A 3,242-nucleotide genomic window follows, 5' to 3' on the forward strand; every position below is an offset into this window, starting at 1 on the left:
GGCTGACGGCTGACGGCTGACACAGGATCGTCCTCGCCCCTGCCTCAGCCGGGCCCGTCCGGCGTCTGCGGCACCAGGGCCCGGGCGACGGCCGGCAGATCGGCGACGATCTGGACGGCGGTCCCGCCGGCCCCCGCACCTACCTCCGTCTCCCCAGCGCGTGCGCCCTCCTCCGCGCCTTCGCGTTCCCCTTGCCTCCCCGTCGCGTTCCCCCGAGTCGGCAGGAGCAGCGCCCGGGCGCCCACCCGCTGGGCGGCCTCGGCGTCGGCGGCGGTGTCGCCGACGAGGGCGCAGGCGGCGGGGGCGGTGCACAGTCGTCCGGCGGCCCAGAGCAGCAAGGCCGGTTCCGGGGCGCGGCAACGGCAGTCCGCGTCAGCGGCGTGGGGGCAGACCGCCCAGACGTCGAAGGGGCCGAGGAGTTCGTCGACGCGGGTGTCGACGCGCCGGGTCTCGGCCTCGGTGAGCGGTCCGCGCAGGGTGATGACACCGGTGCGAAGGCCGTGCCGGCGCAGCTGCCACAGGGTCTCGGCAGCGCCGGGGGCCGGGCGGACGTCGTCGGGCGACCGGGGGACGCCGTCGAGGAGGACGCCGTCGCGGTTGAAGAGCACGGCCTGGACGCGGGTCATCCGGCCGTGTCCCGCCAGGACCGCGCGGTGCGGTGCCGCCACCGTCCGGCGAGCCGGTGCCAGGTGGCGGCGGGCGGGTTGAGCGCGCTGGTGACGAGCAGGGTGGTCACCTCGTCGCGGGAGCGGGGTCCGGGGGCGATCCGGGCCCGGGCGATCGCGGCGGTGCCCGCGGCCCAGCCGAGTCCTGCGGCCAGGGCGGCTCGCGGGTGTCCGGTCAGGGCCAGGGCGCAGGCGGTGGTGCCGGTCGCGGTGACGGCGAGCGGGGTGGCCGGGCGGCTGGGGGGCGCGACGGCCCGGTGCCACCAGCGGGGGCCGTGCAGCCGCGTCATGAGGGCGTCGTCGGCGTGGCGGCGCTGGGCGCGCAGGGAGGCCCAGCGCTCGGCGGGACGCGCGGGCATCATGCTGGTGCGGCGGCCCTGCCGGATACGCAGTCCGGCGTCGAGGAGCCGCAGGGCGAGGTCGATGTCGGCGCGGTGGGCGCAGCGGAAGCGTTCGTCGAAGCCGCGGGCCTGTTTGAGGGCGTCGGTGCGGTAGGCCATGTCGGCGGTGCTCCAGCGGGCGCGGGCACGTGCGGCGGTCTCGCGTTCGGTCTCGGTGGGGGCGCGCCCGCCGGGCAGGGGCACGGCGATGACGCCCTGGCTGCCCGCGATGTCCGGGGCGTCGGCGGCGAGGTCGCGGTCGAGCTGGGCGCACCAGTGCGGGCCGGGCTGGACGTCGTCGGCGAGGAAGACCGCCCACGGGGTGGTGACGGCGCGCAGGCCGGTGTTGCGGGCGGCGGCGGGGCCGCGGCCTCCGGACGCGACCACGGTGGCGCGCGGGCGCAGGTCGCCGAGGACGCCGAGTGGGTGGTCGAGGGAGCCGGGCTCGGGGTGGGCGCGGTCGTCGACGAGGACGATCTGCCGCGGCTTGGGGCCGATGGAGGCGGCGAGCGCGGCGAGGCAGTCGGCGAGGGAGTCGGGGGCGAGGGTGGGGATCACCACGGCGTAGGCGGTCATACGCGGCCCCTTCCGGCGTCGGCTCCCCTGGCGCGAACTGCTCTTTCGCGGGTGCCAAGGTGCGGCCGGATCAAACGCGGAGCCGGGTTCCTGGTACGACCGGATCACTATAAACCGCGCGTATACACGCAATGTATAGTCCCGGCATGCCTTCTGCGACCAAGAAGATGAAAAGAAGGGCGACGGGGTTCCGTACGGCGGCGATCGCCTCCGCGGCCCTCTCGCTCACGCTCGCGCTGACGGGGTGCACGAGCCTGGACACCACCGCGCCGAGCGCCGTCCGCGCCGAGGCCGCGGCGGGCGCCGAGGCGGCCGGTTTCGGCACCGTGGACTGCCGCCGCGCCAAGTGCATCGCGCTCACCTTCGACGCCGGCCCGAGCGAGCACTCCGCGCGGCTGCTCGACATCCTCGAGGACAAGCAGGTTCCGGCGACCTTCTTCCTGCTCGGCAAGCGGCACATCGAGAAGTACCCGGAGCTGGTGAAGCGGATGGCCGCCGAGGGCCACGAGGTCGCCAGCCACACCTGGGACCACAAGATTCTCACCAGCCTCGACGAGGACGAGATACGCGAGGAGCTGGAGCGCCCGAACGAGGCGATAGAGCGCTTGACCGGCCGCCGTCCCACCCTCATGCGCCCGCCCCAGGGCCGCACCGACGACACGGTGCACGAGATCTGCCGCGACCTCGGACTCTCCGAGGTGCTGTGGACCATCACGGCGAAGGACTACATGACGAACGACTCCGCGCTGATCGAGAAGCGGGTCCTGGAACAGGCCGGCCGGGACGGGATCATCCTGCTGCACGACATCTACGACGGGACCGTGCCGGCCGTACCCGGGATCATCGACGCGCTGAAGGAGCGCGGATACGTCTTCGTGACCGTGCCGCAGCTGCTGGCGCCCGGGAAGGCGGAGCCGGGGAAGGTGTACCGGTAGGCAGGGGTGCCGTGTCTGCGCGGTGGAGGCCTGCGCCTCCCTAAGATCGTCGCGTGGTCACCTTCACCCTGGAACGCACCATTCCGCTCCCATTGCCCGAGGCCTGGCGCCGGCTCACCGAGTGGCCCCGGCACGCGGACGCCGTTCCGCTGACCCGGGTCCGTGTGCTCACTCCCCCGCCCAGCCGGACCGGGACGGTCTTCGTGGCCCGCTCGGGGATCGGGCCGCTCTCCTTCGACGACCGGATGGAGGTCACGGTGTGGCAGCCGCCGGGTGACGACTCGCCGGGGCGGTGCCGTCTGGAGAAGCGCGGCCGTCTCGTCCTCGGCTGGGCGGAACTGGAGGTCAGGCCGGGTCCCGGCGGGCGGGCACGGGTGATCTGGCGGGAGGAGCTGGGCGTACGGCTGCTGCCCGCGCTCTTCGACCGGCCGCTCGAGGCGGCGTCGCGGGCCGTCTTCGGACGGGCGGTGAACCGGCTGCTCAGACAGCCATGAAGGCATCCGGGGGCGCGGGCCGGGACTCTTGCGCCTGTGCAGCGGGGTGAGCGGCGCCCCGAGAGGCGATCAATGCTCCACCGCGTGAGCGGCGTTCCGCCGCGAGAGCAGCGCTCCTCCGCGAGAGCAGCGCTCCTCCGCGAGAGCAGCGCTCCCTTGCGAGAGCACCCCTTCACCGCGAGAGCAGCGCTC

At 74.5% G+C, this 3,242-nt stretch carries 4 protein-coding genes; 2 read left to right on the forward strand and 2 right to left on the reverse strand.

What is annotated here, in order from left to right:
• Window positions 1–44 precede the first annotated feature (44 nt).
• Window positions 45–626 carry an HAD-IIIA family hydrolase gene (locus CCN42_RS38410; protein ID WP_211294892.1) on the reverse strand — a complete coding sequence of 194 codons (582 nt, stop codon included), beginning with the start codon at window positions 624–626 and terminating at the stop codon, window positions 45–47.
• Window positions 623–1,621, reverse strand: a complete 999-nt coding sequence (locus CCN42_RS38415) for a glycosyltransferase family 2 protein (RefSeq protein ID WP_086741853.1) — start codon at window positions 1,619–1,621, stop codon at window positions 623–625. The genes CCN42_RS38410 and CCN42_RS38415 overlap by 4 nt, the downstream gene beginning before the upstream one ends.
• A 146-nt stretch (window positions 1,622–1,767) precedes the next feature.
• Here CCN42_RS38415 and CCN42_RS38420 point away from each other — a divergent pair, with 146 nt between their 5' ends.
• Together CCN42_RS38420 and CCN42_RS38425 are read left to right on the forward strand one after the other, a co-directional pair.
• A complete protein-coding gene (locus tag CCN42_RS38420; RefSeq protein WP_422641256.1) occupies window positions 1,768–2,556 on the forward strand; it encodes a polysaccharide deacetylase family protein in 789 nt (262 codons plus the stop codon).
• A 53-nt stretch (window positions 2,557–2,609) separates the two neighbouring features.
• Window positions 2,610–3,050, forward strand: coding sequence for an SRPBCC family protein (locus CCN42_RS38425; RefSeq protein WP_086741855.1), 441 nt, complete (start codon window positions 2,610–2,612; stop codon window positions 3,048–3,050).
• Window positions 3,051–3,242: the final 192 nt, after the last annotated feature.

Source organism: Streptomyces glaucescens, from assembly GCF_002154375.1.
GTDB classification, from domain to species: Bacteria; Actinomycetota; Actinomycetes; order Streptomycetales; family Streptomycetaceae; genus Streptomyces; species Streptomyces glaucescens.